General features: G+C 54.0%; 15 protein-coding genes. 6 read left to right on the plus strand and 9 right to left on the minus strand.

Features of this window, described 5'->3' with window-relative positions:
* Positions 1-370 precede the first annotated feature (370 nt).
* The 4 genes from CCALI_RS00415 to CCALI_RS14550 all read left to right on the plus strand — a co-directional run bounded on the left by CCALI_RS00415 (position 371) and on the right by CCALI_RS14550 (position 3,707).
* Positions 371-733, plus strand: coding sequence for a DUF488 domain-containing protein (locus tag CCALI_RS00415; protein ID WP_016481489.1), 363 nt, complete (start codon positions 371-373; stop codon positions 731-733).
* Positions 734-812: 79 nt separating this feature from the next.
* Entirely contained in the window at positions 813-1,526 is a 714-nt protein-coding gene (gene ftsE / locus CCALI_RS00420) for a cell division ATP-binding protein FtsE (protein WP_016481490.1), read from the plus strand.
* Positions 1,513-2,406, plus strand: coding sequence for a permease-like cell division protein FtsX (locus CCALI_RS00425; protein WP_016481491.1), 894 nt, complete (start codon positions 1,513-1,515; stop codon positions 2,404-2,406). Before ftsE ends, CCALI_RS00425 begins: the two co-directional genes overlap by 14 nt.
* 164 nt (positions 2,407-2,570) lie before the next feature.
* Positions 2,571-3,707 (plus strand): murein hydrolase activator EnvC family protein, encoded by a 1,137-nt coding sequence (locus CCALI_RS14550; protein WP_172636609.1) that lies wholly within the window; start codon positions 2,571-2,573, stop codon positions 3,705-3,707.
* A 41-nt stretch (positions 3,708-3,748) separates the two neighbouring features.
* On the opposite strand, the gene folE is transcribed toward CCALI_RS14550, so the two are convergent.
* The 8 genes from folE to CCALI_RS00470 all read right to left on the minus strand — a co-directional run bounded on the left by folE (position 3,749) and on the right by CCALI_RS00470 (position 11,491).
* Entirely contained in the window at positions 3,749-4,312 is a 564-nt protein-coding gene (folE, locus tag CCALI_RS00435; RefSeq protein ID WP_016481493.1) for a GTP cyclohydrolase I FolE, read from the minus strand.
* Positions 4,309-5,112 carry a 6-carboxytetrahydropterin synthase gene (locus tag CCALI_RS00440; RefSeq protein ID WP_016481494.1) on the minus strand — a complete coding sequence of 268 codons (804 nt, stop codon included), beginning with the start codon at positions 5,110-5,112 and terminating at the stop codon, positions 4,309-4,311. The genes folE and CCALI_RS00440 overlap by 4 nt, the downstream gene beginning before the upstream one ends.
* A gap of 19 nt (positions 5,113-5,131) precedes the next feature.
* Entirely contained in the window at positions 5,132-6,076 is a 945-nt protein-coding gene (locus CCALI_RS00445) for an ABC transporter permease (RefSeq protein WP_016481495.1), read from the minus strand.
* 10 nt (positions 6,077-6,086) lie between these two features.
* Complete coding sequence (locus tag CCALI_RS00450) at positions 6,087-7,193, minus strand: ABC transporter permease (RefSeq protein WP_016481496.1); 1,107 nt, start codon at positions 7,191-7,193, stop codon at positions 6,087-6,089.
* Entirely contained in the window at positions 7,193-8,773 is a 1,581-nt protein-coding gene (locus tag CCALI_RS00455; protein WP_016481497.1) for an ABC transporter ATP-binding protein, read from the minus strand. The genes CCALI_RS00450 and CCALI_RS00455 overlap by 1 nt, the downstream gene beginning before the upstream one ends.
* Before the next feature lie 2 nt (positions 8,774-8,775).
* The gene (locus CCALI_RS00460; protein WP_016481498.1) at positions 8,776-9,843 is read right to left on the minus strand and encodes a BMP family lipoprotein; all 1,068 of its coding nucleotides are present in this window, start codon (positions 9,841-9,843) and stop codon (positions 8,776-8,778) included.
* Between the two features lie 145 nt (positions 9,844-9,988).
* Entirely contained in the window at positions 9,989-10,459 is a 471-nt protein-coding gene (locus CCALI_RS00465; protein ID WP_016481499.1) for a hypothetical protein, read from the minus strand.
* A gap of 135 nt (positions 10,460-10,594) precedes the next feature.
* On the minus strand, positions 10,595-11,491 hold the full coding sequence (locus tag CCALI_RS00470; RefSeq protein WP_016481500.1) for a hypothetical protein: 897 nt from the start codon (positions 11,489-11,491) through the stop codon (positions 10,595-10,597).
* A gap of 231 nt (positions 11,492-11,722) precedes the next feature.
* Between CCALI_RS00470 and CCALI_RS00475 the strand changes: the two genes are divergently transcribed.
* Complete coding sequence (locus CCALI_RS00475) at positions 11,723-13,510, plus strand: TolC family protein (protein ID WP_016481501.1); 1,788 nt, start codon at positions 11,723-11,725, stop codon at positions 13,508-13,510.
* A gap of 21 nt (positions 13,511-13,531) precedes the next feature.
* On the opposite strand, the gene CCALI_RS00480 is transcribed toward CCALI_RS00475, so the two are convergent.
* A complete protein-coding gene (locus tag CCALI_RS00480; RefSeq protein ID WP_016481502.1) occupies positions 13,532-13,927 on the minus strand; it encodes a DUF423 domain-containing protein in 396 nt (131 codons plus the stop codon).
* Between the two features lie 184 nt (positions 13,928-14,111).
* Here CCALI_RS00480 and CCALI_RS00485 point away from each other — a divergent pair, with 184 nt between their 5' ends.
* Positions 14,112-17,801 carry a hypothetical protein gene (locus tag CCALI_RS00485; protein WP_016481503.1) on the plus strand — a complete coding sequence of 1,230 codons (3,690 nt, stop codon included), beginning with the start codon at positions 14,112-14,114 and terminating at the stop codon, positions 17,799-17,801.
* The last annotated feature ends 2 nt before the right edge of the window (positions 17,802-17,803 follow it).

A 17,803-nucleotide genomic window follows, 5' to 3' on the forward strand; every position in this document is an offset into this window, starting at 1 on the left:
AGCCTCCTGACCTAGGAAGGCAATGGTAAACAAAAAACCATTTTTCAGATAACCCCCGTCTTTCTTTTGCCTCCCTGTAGGCTGCAACAGCTGTTCCGACTCGTCAGGCCCAACGGGGCGATAGGCATCGGCATTGATGAACCATATCCTTGTTGCCTAAGCTTAAAGGAAATTAAAGGAAATCATCCGAAATTATTCTCAGGCACTCTTGGGAGAAGATTTCACGCGACGACCAGGCCTTTCTGATAAAGGTCGAACAGACTCCTGCGCATGCGCAGCCGGCGCTCTCGGAATTTGCCGATGGTAATTTGCAAAAGGCCATAGATGGCCAGCCGTCCCTAGAAGTAACAAGACCTGGAGGATTCGGAAGGTGATCAAAGTGAAACGGGTCTATGAGCCAGAAGAACCAGATGACGGAAAGCGCTATCTGGTAGAGCGGTTGTGGCCGAGAGGGATGAAACGGGAAGCGCTGCACATCTACGAGTGGTTAAAAGAGTTAGCCCCGTCGCCTGAGTTGCGACGGTGGTTTGGGCATGATCCATCGAAGTGGCCGGAGTTTCAGCAGCGTTATCGTGCCGAGCTCGCGCGGGCCGAGGCTTCCCTCCTGCAAGAGTTAGTTAAAGAGGCTCGCCAGGGGAATGTGACCTTGCTCTATAGTGCGCGCGATACGGAACATAACAGCGCGCTTGTACTAAAATCCTTTTTAGAGGAGCAGCTTCGAAGGGGGGATTGACAGAGGGCGCGAAAAAATGTCTTAATCTGTTATCCTCGATGCAAGAAAGCGGCTTCTCAGAAGTTAGCTCTGAAGGCTTATGATCGAACTCCGCAATGTATCGGTGATCTATCCGGAAGGAGTTCCCGCGTTATCACACATCAATTTCTGTGTGAAACGGGGAGAGTTCGTTTTTGTGGTAGGACCGAGCGGTGCAGGTAAATCCACATTGCTAAAGCTGCTCTATCGAGCCGAGGTGCCCACACAGGGCGAAGTTACCGTGGACGGTATCTGTGTGAGCCGACTGAGGCCCCGCGACATCCCATTTTTCCGTCGCCGCTTAGGGGTAGTGTTTCAGGATTTTGGGCTTTTGCCCGATCGCACGGTGTATGAAAATGTGGCCTTTGCGCTACGGGTTATTGGGGCCGGGCGCAGCCAGATTCGGCAGCGTGTGCCCGCGGTATTGGAGATGGTGGGTTTGGCAAGTCGCCCCGACGCCTTCCCGCACCAGCTTTCGGGCGGTGAGCAGCAGCGGGTGGCCATTGCCCGCGCTTTGGTCAACGAGCCACATCTTCTGCTTGCCGACGAACCAACCGGCAATCTAGACCCGGAGACCTCGGCGGGCATCGTTGACCTGCTGGCCTATATCAACGCGCAAAAGGGGACGACGGTGGTGGTTGCCACGCACGATGTGGCGATCGTGAACCGATTGCAGCGACGCGTGCTCGAGTTTTCCGATGGAAGATTGGTACGTGACGATTCGCAGGGCGCCTATGCAACCGTCGTGATGAGGGAAGACAATGAAGCTCGATAGTCTCTTTTTCCTCGTACAAGAAGCGTGGCTGAACATCCGTCGGCATGGCCTAATGTCGTTGGCAGCTTTGGGTACCGTGACGGTTGCCCTCACCGTGCTTGGAGGGTGTTTGTGGTTGGGGTTTCGCATCAACGAGTACATTGCGGCGCAGCCCCAAAAATTCAACGAGATCGATCTGTTTTTGCGCGTGAACGTGCCTAGGGATAAAGTCATCGCCCTAAAGCACCAGATCGAGACGCTCCCGGCTGTAGCCGCGGTGCATCTGGTAACGAAAGAGGAGGCATGGGCGATGCTGGAGCACGAAGAGCCAAAACTAACCCAAGCCATGCCTATGAACCCCTTGATGGATAAGCTAACCGTTCAGGCGCGCGATAGCGCCGATGTTGGAAAGTTAGCGGCTTTCTTCCGCAATAAGAAGCATTTTCCGCAACTACAACAGGTAAACGATGCCAACACCGAAGTTCAGATGCTAAGAGCCTTCGCTCGAATGGTGCGTGTTTTAGGAGGCACGGCTGCGATCGCGCTTTTTGTTGCGACCCTATTTAGCGTTCAGAACGTCATTCGACTCACGGTTTTTGCGCGCCGACGCGAGATTCGCATCATGCAGCTGGTGGGTGCAACCGCCTCCTTTATTCGTTTTCCTCTCCTGCTAGAGGGAGCTTTTCATGGCATTTTAGGGGGAGCCATCGCCTCTGGCTTGCTCCTTTTTGCCGCCCGTCAGGTGAGCCGTTTTGTAAGTAGCCTCCATTCGCCGCTCGTGGGAGATATTCCATCGCGGATAACGCCCTTTGAAGTGATAGCTGGGCTTATCTGCGTGGGGGCATTTATCGGTATCACCGGCAGCCAGCTTGCGATCCATCGGTTTTTGAGGCAGACATGAGACATACTTCCTCTATCCTTATCATCCTCTGTATGCTCCAATGCTTGCTTTCTGGACGCAGCTGCATTGGCTCTCCTCTACATCCTCCCTCGAACCACACGAGGCCATCGAGGCAATCGCCCAAAAAGACTCAGAAAGTAACGGCCGAACTTGCGCGCGAGGCGGTGAGAAAGAAACGGCAGTTGGCCTCTCAACTGCACGGTCTACGAGGTCATATCGCTGCAGTGCGTGCAAAAATTCGCGCTACCCGAGTTAAAGAGCGTCATCTTCACGTTGTTCTGCATGTCACGAAGCAGCAGGTAGATGCAGCACGTGCGCGTTTACAGGACATTAGTGACCGCATGAGCGCTCTAGAGCATCAGCACCAGGTGGTGCTGGAGCATTTGGCAGCCACCCAAAAGAAGCTGGCTTTTCAGCGAAAAATGCTGGCCGAGCGCATTCGCGAGAACTATATGCGAGGCCAGATAAGTTATGCTGAAGTGTTATTAAGAGCGGCCAGCGTTTCCGATCTCCTATCACGCGGGGTGTATGTGCGGCAGATTGTTCGGAGCGATATGGCCCTGATCAACTCAGTGCAGCGAGATATCGTGCAAATTCAGATAGATAAGCGCCGTTTGGAGGCCCAAGAGGCTCAGCAACAACAGCTCGCTGCGCTTTACGAGCAGCGGAAGAAAGAGTATTTGACGTTGCAGTGGGCGCAGGAGGAGGCGTTAAGCCATACGGTGGCTTTGCGAACTCAAGAGGAAGAAGAACTGGACGAACTGGAAGGCGAGGCCGAGGCGATGACGGCGCGTATTCAGTTTCTTTCGGGGCTTTTGGAGGAGAGGCGACGTGAGGAGGAGGCAGCCTGGCGTGCGGCCCATCCCAATGCGCCGAGGCGTGAGCTGCGCCAAGCTGAAGAGCATTTTGCCATCGCTCCCATCTGGCGCGGTGAGCTGATAAAGCCGGTGAATGGGGTTATCACCTCGGAGTTCGGAATGCGATATCACCCAATTCTGCATCGCTATCGCATGCATACCGGGGTAGATATCGCCGCGCCGGAGGGGACGCCCATTCATGCGGCTGGAGATGGCACCGTTATTGTGGCCTCCTATTTGAACGGATATGGCTATACCGTGGTCATAGACCATGGGCGTGGTTTAACCACGCTCTACGGTCACTGCTCTGAGCTGTTGGTGCATGTGGGGGAGACGGTGCATCAAGGGCAGATCATCGCGCGTGTAGGGGCTACCGGTTTAGCTACAGGGCCGCATTGCCATTTTGAAGTACGTGTAGACGGGCGACCTGTAAAACCATTCTAATCGGCGTGCCGCTAGAGCGAAGTCCTTTCTCGCTCGATTTTCTACGCCTCTTTGAGGTCGAGCAAATTCATGAATTCCATTCTTGTGCTGCGATCGGTTCGGAAGACGCCCAACACGTGGCTTGTTACCATGTCGCTGCTCTTCTTTTCCACCCCACGTGCCATCATGCACAGGTGTTTTGCTTGCAGGACGACCCCCACTCCTTTCGGTTTGAGAATCTCTTGCACGGCCTCGGCGATCTGCACGGTAAGACGTTCTTGGACTTGCAGTCGGCGGGCGAACATTTCCGTGATACGGGCTAGTTTGGAGAGCCCGATAATTCGCCCGTCTGGGATATAGGCAATATTAGCGTGGCCGAAGAAGGGAAAAAGGTGGTGTTCGCACATTGAAAAAAACTCGATGCCACGCACGATCACCATATCGTCGGAATCGGCTTTAAAAATGGCGCCGTTCACGATGTCCTCTAGGTTCATCCGATAGCCGCGCGTAACAAATCGCATCGCTTCGGCAGCTCGGTGCGGGGTTTTGATAAGCCCTTCACGTTCCGGATTTTCGCCTATCTCTTCTAGGAGAGAGGCATAGATCTCTTCAAGTTTCGATTTCATCGTTGTTCCTTGTCGTCTTCTTCCGAGTACTCAAATAGATTCCTTGGCGTCTCATAGAGGCGCAACCGATAGAGGCGTGCCGGTGCTGGTATGCACGGGCGCAGGCGTTCCCATATGGTTTTTACGATCATCTCCGCCGAAGGTACCACATGAGCGAACTCTGGAACATCTAAATTGAGGTAACGGTGATCGTAGCGGGAAAGAACTTCGCGCTCCACGACGGCGTCAAGGCGTTCCGGCGGAAGCACTCTGCCGGTTATCGGGTTAATGGGGCCGCAGATCGTCACCTCCAGTTCGTAGTTATGCCCATGACCGTTAGGGTTATTGCATTTCCCGAACAGAGTACGGTTCTCTTCTGCCGAAAGAGAATCGCTATGGAGACGATGAGAAGCAGAAAACTCATAAATTTTTGTCAGGAGCATGTGAGAGACCTCCTTAAGCGAAGAGAGCCACTCTGTATAGAGGACAGGGGTTGGTTGCAGCCGAACAGAGTGCAGATGAATATCTGAAGGTAGAAAAGGGTGAACGGTTCCGGCGATATAGGTAGCGATATTCTCTGGGGTTGCCAGGTGTGCTTGAAAAAATGACAGGCGATCATTCAGACATTTCCCATCTATTTGGTTGAGAACGTGCTCTTTTACAATACGATCTAGCTCCTTGATATTAACCAGTAATCCGGTGCGTTCGTTGATATGGCCACTTACGGCCACGTCGAGGGTGTAGGTATGGCCAGTTAGCTCTGAACCTTGGATATCTCGGTGGGCGGCAGCAAAATAGAGACGACGTGTCATGATCAGCATAGGTTCTTTGGTCCTCTATTTACTCTTTACGATAGGGACGCCCAAGTGCTGCAGGAGCGCGTGTGGAGCGGCTGCTGCCGAAGAGAATCAGCATGGTGACGAGGTAGGGCAGGGCAAGAAATAGCTGATAGGGAAAATGATCGAGATTAAGCCGGTGCAAAAGCGTAGTAAGGTGGAAGATTGCAGCGATATGCCGATAGAGCCCATCGAAACCAAGGGCTTGGGCTTGAAACTGCAGAGCATTGGTGAAACCGAACAGCAGTGAGGCTACAAGGCATCCGATAGGGTTCCAGCGGCCTGCTGTAACAATGGCGAGGGCGATAAAGCCCTTACCTGCCGACATATTCGGCACGAAGGTGTTGGAGTCGGCGACGGAAAGAAAGGCGCCGGCAATACCTGCCATCGCTCCATCAAAAATAAGAGCAATAGCGCGCGTTCTGCGAACGGAGATGCCGGCTGCGTCGGCTGCAAGAGGCTGTTCGCCGCAGGCGCGTAACTCAAGCCCACTGCGTGTGGAGTAGAGCCACCACCAAACGAGGGCGACGGCCGGAAGGGCAAGCGGCGTTAGGAGGGTTACCGTGTGATGAAGGAGTGGGAGCTGGGCCGTGATAAGGCTTTTATCGTGTAAGGCGAAAAGAAAGCGATAGAGCGTGCCTGTGATGCCAAGCGCAAAGAGGTTGAAAACGACTCCGGTAACGACTTGATCGGCATGCAGGACAAGAGCAAAAAAGCCGAACAGCAGGGCGAAGGCAACGCCAGTTAACATGCCGATACCTACACCGATGTACGGGTTTCCAATATGATATGTTGTGAGACTAGCTGTAAAGGCACTGGCTAGTAAGATACCTTCTAGGCCCACATTGATAACGCCCGCGCGCTGGGCCACCGTTTCGCCGAGCGAGGTGTAAAGAAGGGGGGTTGTCTCTGCGAGGGTGCCTAAGAGAACTCCGGTAACGATGCTCATCCTTGTTACTTCAATCCTTCAGTTCAGTGGGGTAGTGTTGACGCCAGGCGTTGACACCGATGATGGCCAAGACAGCAGCTGCTTGTACGATGGCGATGAGGCTGGCGGGCACCTGCAACGTCTGCTCTGCGTTGACAGAGCCGGCCTCAAGGGCGCCAAAGAAGAGGGCAGACAGGAGCGTGCCTATAGGATGTAGACCGCCAACCAAAGCTACCGGGATAGCGGTATAGCCCCAACCCGGCGAAAAATTGGCGCTTAGGCGCTCGCTTGTGCCAAGCAGCTGAACAACGCCAGCCAGACCGCAGAGGGCGCCGGAAAACGCCATGGCTCGAACACGGATCCGGTCTACCAACACACCTGTGGCACGTGCGGCATCGGGGTTTTGGCCAACAAGGCGTAGGTGAAAGCCTGGAAGTGTTCGATAGAGGTAGAGCCAGACGATGGGCACGGCCAGGAAGGCAAGAAAAACGCCACTATGGAGTCTTGTTGTGACGCCTCCAGACCATGAGGGCGGTAGGATGTGGGCAAAGAGAAGCTTATCGGGCAACAGGTTGGATTCGGGATTGCTGTGGGAAGATTCTTGAAGAGGCCCTACTACTGCAGCTCCGACGAGATAGAGGGCGATGTAGTTGAGCATAATCGTGCTGATGACTTCCTGCACATTGCGCTTTACCCTAAGCCAACCGGCAATGGCCCCCCAAAGTCCGCCTACGAGGGTACCGCACACAAGCATAAGCAGAATGAGCAGATTAGGGTTAACCACCTGCTGAAGCTGGGCGAGAACGGTGGCGGTCAGCGCCCCCATAAGGAGCTGACCGTCGCCGCCGATGCTAAACATGCCGGCTTGCCACGCCACAACAATGCTGAGCCCGGTAAGCAGGAGAGGGGTGGCCCGCACAAGGGTTTCGGAGAGGGCATAGGCAGGTGAGATGGAACCTCCGCCGAACGCGCCCTGTTGTAATGCGAAGAGCGCCTTGCTCGGAGCGACCCCAAAAATAGCGAAAGTTGCGACTAAAAGGATGAGAAAGCCGATGATGTAAAGAAAAGCAATGCTCAGAAAACGAAGGAGATGGTAGATGGCCTTGGGTTTTGTGGGGAAGCTTTTGGAGAAGGACATCAAGGCGCCTCCTTGGTAAAGGCACCACCGAGCAGCAGACCGATTTGAGTGGCATCGCGTTGGGTAAGGTCTATGGGGTGCATTTGACGATTGGAAAGGATGACGGTGCGGTCTGCCAGAGCTGCCAACTCGTCGAGGTCAGTAGAGATGAGTACGATAGAGGCCCCGCGTTGTTTGGCGTTCAGAAGTTGGGTATGCACGAATTGGGTGGCGTTAATATCGAGACCTCGCACTGGGTTAACAGCTACGATCCACTCGGCACGGTGGTGCAGAGCGCGTGCGACGACGATCTTTTGCTGATTGCCACCAGACAGAGCCGAGGCGGGAAGCTTTGCACTTGGGGTTCGAATATCGAACTCACGAATCAGCGTTTCGGCAAGATCGTGCAGAGCTGCACGACGCAGGAAAGGGCCGATACGATATTTGGCCTCCTTCACCGCTTCAAACAGAAGGTTTTCTTCTACCGTCATAGTGAGGGCTAGCCCATGACGTCGCCGATCTTGGGGGATATAGCCGATGCGAGGGGAGTGTCCTGGCTGAAACGCTCCTTCGTACCAAAATAACTGGCCGGATTGCGGAGATCGTAACCCCACAAGCGTTTCGGCAAGCTCTGTTTGGCCGTTACCATCTACGCCACCAACGCCGAATATTTCTCCTGGATAGACCTCGAAGGAGATATTTTCCAGTACCTTCTCTCCCTTATCGCCGAGTACGGTAAGATTTTCGGCTCGGAAGGCGGGCGTCTTGGTGTGAAGGGGGCGTGAGATCGAGTGGCTTTCTGGTGCACGCTGTGTTGCAGGTGCTTCGCCAACCATCCATTGGGCAAGCAGGGCCGGATGAACCTGATGAATGGGCGCTGTAGCCACCTTATGCCCTCTACGCAGCACGGTCACGCGGTCGGCAATGGCCATGACTTCGGGCAGTTTGTGCGTGATGAAGACAATCCCTTTCCCTGAATCGCGCAGCGCACGCAGAACGCGAAACAGCTCCTCGATCTCTTCACCAATGAGCACAGCGGTGGGCTCATCGAAGATAAGCCATTGTGCGTTGGTCGCCAAGGCTTTCGCGATCTCGATACGCTGTTGAATACCCACGGGAAGATCCTCCACACGTGCGTGCGGATCGAGCTGCCAGCCGAGCGCAGCGGCCTGGTTTAAGGCCGGCTTGGCAGCCTCTTCGGCGCGATAGCGCAGAGTGTGTAAAGAGATGTCGGCGTCGAGAGCGAGGTTTTCCTGTACCGTAAAGGCCGGTACAAGGGTAAAGTGCTGGTGCACCATTGCGATGCCAAGCCGGCGAGCCTCTCTAGGGGAACCGATATGAACGGAGACATTGTTGATACGAACGGTGCCTGCATCGGGCTGGGTCATACCCGATAGAACATGCATAAGGGTTGATTTTCCAGCGCCGTTTTCGCCAAGCAGGGCGTGAATTTCGCCGGCTTGCAGCTCGAAATCTACAGCATCTAGGGCGACCGTGGTGCCATAGCGCTTGGCGATCTGCTGCATCTGCACCGAAGAGATTGTAGGTGAAGGCGCTACGAGCGGAGTTTTTGATCCCGCAGTGTCACGCGCTAAGTTCATTGCTAGCCTGCTTTCGGTATAACAAGGGTTCCATCTATGATCTTTTGTTTGGCCGCATCTATTTTTTGTTTTAGCGCCGGGGGGATCTTAGGCTCTAGTTTAGGATTGTAGACAAAACCGATAACGCCTGACTTAAGGCCATAAGGCGTTGCATTTGGTTTAAAGGTACCCTCTTTTGCGGCCTGTATAATGTTAAGAAAAGCCGGGTAAAGGTTGATCGGCGCGCTTGCCAAAATCACATCCGGAGCGTTGCCATTTTGGTCACTATTCGTTCCTAGCGCATAGACAGGGTGACCAGGTCGGTTGCTCTGTTCGACGGCATTGAAGACCCCCTGCGCGGCGTTATCGAGGTCTTGGATAATGACATCCGCGCCACGGCCGATGAGGGAGAGAGTGGCCTGTTTCGCCTTGCCAACATCGTCCCAGTCGTTGGTGAAGAGAGGTTGTAAAACGTTGATTTTGGGGTTGATGGCCTTGGCGCCGAGCGCATAGGCTGAGAAAACGCTTTTGACCGGACCTATGGGGTCGGCACCAACAGCGCCGATGATGCCGCTTCTGCTCATTCCGGCAGCTAACATGCCCTCGAGATAGGCGCCATCCTCCAACTTGAAGACGATGGGAGTCACGTTGGTCGCGACCTGACTACCCGACGAGATGACAAATAGCGTTTTGGGAAATTCGGGAGCAATGCGTAGCGCCGGCTGTTCGTACTCCTCTCCATGACCGATGACCACATTGTAGCCTTGGGAGGCAAAAGCGCGAAGGCTTTCTAGTTGGCTATCGGCGGAGGTTGCCTGCTCTTTAAAGGCGATCTGGCTATCGCTTAGCCCCAACTTTTTGGCTACCGCTTTTAAGGCCTCGTAGGCGCCTTGGTTCCAGCCATGGTCGGTAGTGGAACCGGACATAATGAGGGCGACTCGAAAAGGCTGTTGTCCAGAAGGCGCTCCAGGGGGGGCGTTTGTCGGGCTGGAAGCGGCATTTTGTTGACGCCCACAACCAACTGCCCAAACCAGAAGCGACAGAAGCAGAGAGATAGCGGCCGCTCGTTGCAGCGATCTGTCAAAGTGCATGCAGCTCTCCGTGAATGGTGTTTGGTGTACATTATACGTCACAATACCGTATTTTTACTCATTATCAGGTGATGATATGGAAATAGGGGAAAGAGTGGACCCCTAGGCGGTGTTTCAAGGAAGGAACCCTTCGTTCAATGTGCTGTTAAGAGGAAAGGTGATTCACGAACAATAGCGGCAGAGTATTCGATGTAAGACGGCCTGACCAGACGTTAAATCGCTTTGACAAGGGGTCTGAGCTTACCGTATAAACCGCTCTAAGCATAAGAGTAAGAGAGTGCTGAGCAGAAGGAAGGGGAAAGCGTTGCCATTCTTCGGAGGCAAAGTAGATGTCAAAAATCTGTAGTTCGGTGGGATTCAGGAGAATATAGTCAGGGGTATTTTGTTTCCAATTGATGGATTTCCGCTTAATAGGAACCATGCCGTGCGGCGTCTGCATTTCAAACGACAAGGCCTCATAGCCCCAGGAGCAGGCCTCGCTCCAAATACGAATAGGATCTTGCGAGATATTTTCGAGGACGACATGAAAATGTGAGGCGTGGCTCGTAAGAAAAACCGTTCTCGAGCCACGCCATAGGGGCACGGCAATAGCTAGTCGGAGCGAAGAGGTTGACATGTCTCTTTTTCCTTCGATGAGGTGGACTCAGGGACGATCCTTGAGATATGTTGTGACAGCGATAGCCATTTACAGGGAAGGTGTCAGGAATCCACTGGTTTTAGCCTTGCGGCGGTTTCCATAAGCATTTCCAATTTAACTCTTCGTTACGGAGGATTGCTTGTTCCGTTTATGCCATAGGGCAACACCGAGTAGGGTGAGTGCCAAGGTAAGATTTGTGGAGAGCTCTGGTGTTGAAGCTGCAGGACAGTAGAGGGCGAGATCTTTTCCAAACGCCCATTTCCAGCCGGCAAACCCGGAGTTATTCAACGCTTCCGTAAGATAGTTGACAGGGGGAGTCTGGGTAACATCTATCTGCTTTGTAGGGTCAATACCTTGACCGTTGTTATCGAAGCTATTGAAAACCGGATTTCCGTTATTGTCTCTACCGACCGTCCACTGGTAACCGAAGAGGATGTCAAACTCATTTTTGATCTTGGGGCCAGTAAATACAAGATAGGTTTGCCAAGTGGTTTTAACGTTCTTACCATTACAGATACCAGGATAGTCGTCTGTCCAGCTCTTTCCGAGGAACCCTGGGCCACCATTGTAGTTTTTATCATGTCTTTGAGCATAGTTGGGATAGGCATACTTTCCGTTGTCATCGTTTTCGTAGTAGGGCGAGGTGTCGGCTCCTCCGTTGGGTTTTTGGTAGTCCCATCCTCCCGAAGGTGGATCCACTGCGACGCTAAGAGGGTTACCCTTGTAGGTGGCTGGACAATCGTCTTGAATGATGATCTGAAACCATCGGAACTGACATCCCATTTTATCGTCCATCAGATAGTTGTACTTTTGTTTTAGCAGGAAAGTCCCGGTTTCCTGCCCACTATTTGCACCAGACAGTCCGACAGAGTAGCTTAAGTCTCCGATAACGACCTGTTGATTGTTCAGAGTAGCCGTTACGTCGAATGCAAAGGCCGTTTGTCTTGTGGTTAAGAAAAATCCGACCAGGAAAACGGAAAACACAGCTTGATATACACGCTTTACAGACATATGGATTGTTTCCTTTCCGCAATGTTAATAGATAGATGCTTTGAACGGACTAAGTTGTTGCCAAAAGTAGTTGCCACAGATACTTGCCGGACATATTAGGTCAGCAAAGGAGTAACCTTGCCTGTTCAATCGTAAATTGAGCAGAAACTCACCTATTTGAAAATGCTTGCATCCGTTCTCCTGTTTTGACAGTTAGGACAGATGCTGGCATGAAGAAGGAGGATGTAGAATTTGAACGCCATACAATGGGGTGGAAAACTAGGTGGACGAAGAAGAGGTCTGCTCGTTTCTGTGGTGACCGGCCTGTTGGCTTTGCCGCTAACAGCCTATGCACAAACGTCTCAAGGGCAAGCGCCGGTGAAACCGCTACCGGTGCCAACCGGTGTGGTGCCCTTACCCCAACAAGCGCCACCAACAACGCCGCTTGGTCCTGTTCCGAAGCCGGCTCTGCCGCTGCCGAAGCCCTCCCAACCGCTGATGAGCTCTCCTGGCCTTGACGCTCTGCAGAGCTATCTGCAGGGAAAGCCAGTCACCATAGACCAAGCGGTGGCTATTGCTTTAGGTACGAATCGGGAGCTGGCTCAAGCAGTGGCCGCACTCCTGACTGCTGAAGGACGCACGGAGGAGGCACGCACGGCCTTCAATCCAACGGTGGGAGTAAGCGCACAGATAACAGAGTTTAATCGTGGCAATAAGGCGAGCTTCGGCGGATTGACTCTGCCTCTGCTCTACACCTTCAACCCAGTTGTGGTTGCACAGGCGACGCTGCCGCTCGACGTTTTTGGCACGCTGAAGGCGGCCAAAACCCAGGCGCAGTTTCAAGAGGTGGCAGCTCGGTTAGAGGTGAATCGCATCCGCAACCAGATCGTGTTTCAGGTGAGGAACGCCTTCTATCAGGTGCTGCAGGCGAGGGCGCAGCTGGCCGTTGCCGCCGATACGTTGCATACAACTCTCCTGCGGCTAGATACAGCCCAAAAAAGCTACGCTGCCGGCGTCTCACCGCGCTTCGATGTGATTCAATCACAAACCGATGTCGCCGCCGCGCAGGATGCCTATCTTCGTGCCCAACAGCAGTTGAGCTTGAGCCTCACCAATCTAAAAAACGTGATGGGACTTTCCATTTCAGCCCCACTAGAAATAACCGATGCCGGAGCTGTAACCACTCCTCCTGGGGTGCCACTCTATACTGCAGCACCTCAGAACGCCCCTACGACAGCTCCATCAGGTGAGACAAATGCCGGTGGTGGGCAGACGACACTTTCGCCTGATGAGCAGATGCGCAGAATTATGCCAGGGGCGGCAACTTTGGCGGAAGAGGGTATTGGCGGAGGTAAGCCGTTGACTGTTTCCGACCCTCTCAACCTCGGGCCGGAGTACCAAAAGCTCGTTCAAGAAGCTCTGCACCAACGACCGGAGATATTAGAGGCTGAGGCGCAGATTGATGCGGCAAAAGCCGGGTTGACCCTTGCGAACGCCAGCGAACTGCCTACCTTTGGCCTAGGTTTTAGCTATACGCTCAATCCCAACGCCGCTGGCTTTACCTTGTTTAACCAGGCTGCGGTCACGCTCAATGTGAATATTCCCATTTGGGATGGCGGTTTAGCGCGCGCTCGCAGAGAGGCAGCCCATGGCCAGTTAGCACAGGCTCAGGTAGCCTATCGCAATGCGGTAGACTTGGTAAGCGCCGATGTGCGACAAGCCTATATTAACCTTATCCAGGCTCAAGAGCGTGTGGCGGTTGCTAATGTGACCCTTGCACAGGCGCAAGAGGCCTATCGTCTCGCGCAGGTGCGCTATAACGCGGGCGTATCACAGCAACAGGGGGTCTCGCCTATTTTGGAGCTAAGCACCACCCAAACCTCGTTGACACAGGCTGAGAGCGATCAGGTAGCAGCGCTCTACGCCTACAACATCGCGCGGGCCCAGCTAGATGCGGCACTTGGTCGCGCTGCCTTCGTGGGACAAGAACCGGGATATGCTTCTGCTCCATCTACGAAAGAGGTGCCTCCCGCTAAATAGGGACTGTTACGGCCGCTGTGCTTAGCTTTTTCGAAGCGCAGCGGCCGCTAAAAGCAACCAGCCAGCAAGAAAGCAGAGGCCTCCTAAAGGCGTAATTGCCCCGAAAACTCTGATGCCGGAGATGGCGAGAACGTACAGGCTGCCAGAAAAGAGAATAATACCTACGATGAAGAGCCAACCGACCAGAGAGAGGTGGAGGCTGGGCTGTGTGCGTTCCATAAAAAGAGCCACTCCAAGAAGCGCCAACGTGTGCACCATATGGTATTGGACCGCCGTATGATAGACTTCTGTCATCTGTAAGGCGGCCAAATGCGCCTGCAGACCGTGCGCGCCAAAAGCGCCTAAGGCTACCGAAAGAAAGCCGCTAATACCAGCCAGAAAGACAAAGTTTCGCGCCGAACTTGATGATTGCCCCATAAAAATCTCCCCCTTCATTCTACCCACTCTTCACGTAGGGCGTAGCAGGAGGATAGTATGCCTTTTCTGTATCCATTGATTAGATAGCAATAAATGTAAAACTCTCTTTATGCAGGAAAACGGGACGCGCTTAGCTAAGAAGACTTTACTTGAAATAACAAGGGCAAGGGAGTTCAGAAACAAAATGGGTCTTATGCGTAGGTTATCGCTGTCGCTTATCGGTGTGCTTGCGGTGTTACAGGGCGTTCGTGCAAGCGCCAATCCCGCGATTCAACAGCCGCGAGACGGACACGTTATCTCAATTGAGGCCCTAGGCAAGACAGGGCACTACATAGGGTTTGAGGTGTTTGAGAACGGAAAGCCCATTGTGCCCGTCCATTTCACATCCGAAGGAGTTATCTTTGCCCCACATGCCGATGTGATTCGGCATGGAGACCTATCGCGACTTGTTTTTCCCTCATTAAAGACGGTCCCTAACTCTGGGCTTCAACTTTCTCATAGTCGTATTGAGGTGACATTGCGGGCGGGACATTTTCCAAAAGTGTTTTTCGATCTTACCGTGGCGCATTTTTCTCCTACCGAATGGCAGCAGAAGGTAGGTAAACAGCCGTTCCATTTTCTCAAAATCCTGATGCCGAGCGCGCTTTTATGGCAGCATGGCGGGTGGCTTAACGCCACACCTCGTGCCGATCTGTTCCCCCTACTTTTAGATGTGCATGGTGGGACGCCGGAACTATCGGCCTATCCTTATAATCGCGAATGGTCTACGACACCTCCGGTGTCCGCCCAACCCCTTCCGCTAACCGGTTTATGGGATCCGGAACATGGTCTCTACGCTGCTTGGGATTTTCAAGAGGCACGCCTCACCGATAACTCTGAACGGGATATTGCATCGGGTTTTTGTAATCGCCTGATCACGCCGACCAATGGTGAGGTACCACCTACCGATGCCCTCAAAGAGGGGGTTAACGACGATGGCGAGTCGGCACTGACTCCCTTACAGCGTCGTGAGCGCAATGCCGATAGAGAGGGGAGAAGCAAGTTTGTAGCGCTAGTCTATCCCTATGGAGGGTTAGGGTACCAGCAGTGTGTCTATCCTACCGATGGGGCGCATATCGCTTCCTTCGCCGACCTTGTGTTTAGCCGAAGCCTTGGCCCTACTGCAGACCCAAACTCCTTTAATTGGCAACGGTGGTGGCGGAATCCCTTTGTACGGGCAAGGCTGCCGCGGGTTCCCACGACGGTAGATCTTTCCTATATTGGAGCTGCAGGGCATATGAACAACCCGCCCGAAGCACCAGGCGGCAGTCTTTTGGCGGGGCCAGAGGGCAACTTTCAGATTCCGGGAAGCCTACTAATTGATGGATGGTATTGGCACAATGAGAGCGCTGTGGCGGCGCCGGTTAAACAGGGGGATAGCACGCGGATAGAGGCGCTTGAACGAGAGGCGGCCATCTTTCTAAAGTACACCAAGCGATTCTCCGTGAACGGAAAGCCCTGTGCCTATTGGGAGAAGCCTCTTGTGGGGCGTTGGACTGATCCATGGGGTGGGCAGCCTGTAACCACTTTGCACAACGCGAATGGTTTCGCAGCCGCGCGCTTGCTGCTCGATCTGTACCACTACGTGGGGAAGAAAGAGTATTTGCCCTACGTCGAAGGGGCTTATAACTGGGCAACTCAGATGGTGTGGACACGCTGTGAGTTTGCCGATGTACCCTCCTCGCCCTTCGCTATCGGGGCTACACTTCCAATCGCTTTCCTGTTGGACTACTACTTCACCTTCAAAAACGACCCAGCGCATCACACACGGGCTGTTCAAGCTTTGGAGCTAGCGCGCTCTTATGTTTATCGGTACATGGTCATGTGGACTGCCGACAGCCGGAGGGATGATAGCGTCTCTAGCGCCTTTCTTTGGGAGCCCAATTCGGGAAGAGACTGGACGGGAGCGGCCTGCGCTAATGAGGTTTTCTGGGACTTAGATACCCTCGCGCAGGTAGCTGTGCATACGGGCGACCCCATTTTGATGTGGGCTTTGCAAGGCTCTCTTTCACGTTGGTATCGCCTTTATCAAGATAACTACCATTCATCGCTCAATGACTATCTCCCATCTGAGTTCGCCGAAGAGTATGGCTTGGCACCCGGCAGTCCCTTCTATCCCGGTCATCATGCCCACTACGGATTTGGAGTTGATTTCGCCATGATGGACCCGGTTGGAGACACGGTGGTACGTGTGCTCGCAGGCGAGAAGGCTGCTATGGCTTTTGATCGGGATGGCTCGCAGTTGCGACTTGCCCGTTATGTCTGCACCGGAGATGGTGATTTCGCGTTTCGTTTGGTGGGGGAACCGTCAGGCCCGTTTGGCGTTACCATCACCTTTCCCTATGGGGATCTATCTGCCAAGCCGATTGTCGTTCGCTCGCCAAATGGGGACGAGCGTGCTATTGAGGTTCAGCGCGATCCGAAAGCGCTTTGGACGGTGGTGGTGCGTGGAGTATATGTTGGGGACACCGTGATCGTTGGGCATCCCGATCTTGCTCACGCGAAGCCGCTGCCTACGAAGCCGCCGCTAACAGCGGCTGAAGCGCCCATAGCAGCGCAGGCTTATGCGCCTTTCGTTTCATTACCGCTGTCCACCGATACCACCCTCCCTACGAGTTGGAGCGACAAACAGGCGTTTGCCGGCCTATGGGTAGGGTTAAAATGGATAGACTGGGTTCCGTTTGTGCGTTCTGAGGGGCCTTTGAGAGGGGCGTCGAAGCCTGTTCGATGGGCGCGCCCACTTGAGGGGCTGCAGGACGTCTACTTGCTGTACACAGCCCTACCTCAGGGGCAAGACACAGCGGTGGCGCCGCAAGTGCTTTTGGAGAACGGCCAACAAGCAAAGCCGATCTATGCAACCCCTGCGCTTGCCTGGGAAGCATGGCCACCTGTTATGTCGGCTCGGCTACTGTTGGCGGGTTATGAGGTTCCTGTGGGACAGCGTGTCGTGGGTATCGATCCAAATGGGCGGACGGTTATCGCCGCTGTGGGCTTGCCGAGTGGGGCAAGTCAGGCGGTGGCTGATCAGGTGGCTAAGGCCATGCAGCAAGACGTACAGCGTTGGGAGGCCATGCTGCGATTCGAGCGGATCGCCGATTCCATCCGAGCGCTTGCAAGCCAAGTGCCACAAGGGGCGTTTGCTATTCTACCTTACACGCAAAACAGCAGTTCCGTGGTAAATCTCCTAGACTTTGGGGATTTTCGGTCTCGATGTGACCAACTAACGCCGGAGCAGCTTGTGAACCCGCAGATCTTCAATGCGGAGAAGTACAAGGCGGTTTTTGACCTCGATGGTGAGGACTATCTCGATACGGTACACCAGCCTCATGACGCGGCAGAGGCTCTGCAAAGCTACCTTCAACAAGGTGGAACCCTTGTATTGCTAACCGGCCTTCCCTACCCACTCTACTATGCGCAGGCTTCTGGGCAGCTTTCTCACGCCGATCCCTTACTGCCGCGCCTCGGATTACCGCTCTATAATGCCATTGAGACGATGCCGCAAGATAGGCTAGAGGTGCAGGAGATCGAAGGGCAACATGTGTTGACCGATCTACCTCAGCGGTTTGCCTATCCGGATGGTGACCCCCGCTTGCGAAGCGTAGACCTGACCTCGTTACCAGCAGGAGCGACCTTAGAGCCGATCTATCGGGTGGTGGGTGCCTCCGGTAAGGACTATGGGGTTGCGGCGGCTCTCGTCACGTTGCCCCCAGGACCGGATGGAAAACGCGGGCGGATTCTCTATATCTCCGATGTGCTGCTGCATGACGATCGGTATAGTCCGCTCATCCTCGAAGCCGTCGTGCGGTGGGTGGTACAGGGGGCCGCGGGCTCGTAGAC

The organism is Chthonomonas calidirosea T49, assembly GCF_000427095.1.
In the GTDB taxonomy this organism is placed as follows: Bacteria; Armatimonadota; Chthonomonadetes; order Chthonomonadales; family Chthonomonadaceae; genus Chthonomonas; species Chthonomonas calidirosea.

Coding starts and splice junctions, on each gene's coding strand:
- ftsE (WP_016481490.1), top strand. CDS start 813: ATGATCGAACTCCGCAATGTATCGGTGATCTATCCGGAAGGAGTTCCC.
- CCALI_RS00425 (WP_016481491.1), top strand. CDS start 1,513: ATGAAGCTCGATAGTCTCTTTTTCCTCGTACAAGAAGCGTGGCTGAAC.
- folE (WP_016481493.1), bottom strand. CDS start 4,312: ATGAAATCGAAACTTGAAGAGATCTATGCCTCTCTCCTAGAAGAGATA.
- CCALI_RS00440 (WP_016481494.1), bottom strand. CDS start 5,112: ATGCTGATCATGACACGTCGTCTCTATTTTGCTGCCGCCCACCGAGAT.
- CCALI_RS00445 (WP_016481495.1), bottom strand. CDS start 6,076: ATGAGCATCGTTACCGGAGTTCTCTTAGGCACCCTCGCAGAGACAACC.
- CCALI_RS00450 (WP_016481496.1), bottom strand. CDS start 7,193: ATGTCCTTCTCCAAAAGCTTCCCCACAAAACCCAAGGCCATCTACCAT.
- CCALI_RS00455 (WP_016481497.1), bottom strand. CDS start 8,773: ATGAACTTAGCGCGTGACACTGCGGGATCAAAAACTCCGCTCGTAGCG.
- CCALI_RS00460 (WP_016481498.1), bottom strand. CDS start 9,843: ATGCACTTTGACAGATCGCTGCAACGAGCGGCCGCTATCTCTCTGCTT.
- CCALI_RS00465 (WP_016481499.1), bottom strand. CDS start 10,459: ATGTCAACCTCTTCGCTCCGACTAGCTATTGCCGTGCCCCTATGGCGT.
- CCALI_RS00470 (WP_016481500.1), bottom strand. CDS start 11,491: ATGTCTGTAAAGCGTGTATATCAAGCTGTGTTTTCCGTTTTCCTGGTC.
- CCALI_RS00480 (WP_016481502.1), bottom strand. CDS start 13,927: ATGGGGCAATCATCAAGTTCGGCGCGAAACTTTGTCTTTCTGGCTGGT.
- CCALI_RS00485 (WP_016481503.1), top strand. CDS start 14,112: ATGGGTCTTATGCGTAGGTTATCGCTGTCGCTTATCGGTGTGCTTGCG.